We start from the raw sequence: 590 nt of genomic DNA on the forward strand, positions 1-590 counted from the left end.
AGGCTGCCGATCGTTGCCTGTTGAGGGGAAATGGCAATATCGATCTCGCCGCCCTGAACCAGATCGACATAGGCGGCGTTATTGATCAGCGTCAGCACCTTTTTGGCGCCCATCCGCTTGGCCAGCAGCGACGACATGATATTGACCTCATCGTCGTTGGTCAGCGCGCAGAAAATATCGCAGTCTTCGATGTTCTCTTCTTCCAGCAGCCGCTTGCTGGTGGCGCTGCCGTGGAGCACCACGGTACGGTCGAGCCGCTCGGAGAGCGTGGTGCAGCGCTCCAGGCTGTGTTCGATAATCTTGACCTGGTGGCTGTGCTCCAGATGCTCCGCCAGGCGCTCGCCGATATTGCCGCCCCCGGCGATCACCACCCGGCGGAAATCCCGTTCGACGCGGCGCAGCTCGCTCATTACCGCGCGGATATCGCGCCGGGCGGCGAGGAAGAAGACCTCGTCGTCGGCTTCAATGACGGTATCGCCACGGGGAATGATCGGTCGATTGCGGCGGTAGATCGCTGCCACCCGGGTATCCACGTTGGGCATATGGCGGCGTAGAAAAGCCAGGTCCTGTCCCACCAGCGGGCCGCCGTA

General features: G+C 62.0%; 1 protein-coding gene. It reads right to left on the reverse strand.

All coding sequences use genetic code 11. The annotated features are described in order from the left end of the window. Positions 1–590: Trk system potassium transporter TrkA (trkA, locus tag QC816_RS18275; protein ID WP_309783858.1), on the reverse strand; the 590-nt coding region annotated here is incomplete at both ends.

Origin of the sequence: Vreelandella janggokensis (genome assembly GCF_031451615.1) — a bacterium.
Classification (GTDB): domain Bacteria; phylum Pseudomonadota; class Gammaproteobacteria; order Pseudomonadales; family Halomonadaceae; genus Vreelandella; species Vreelandella janggokensis.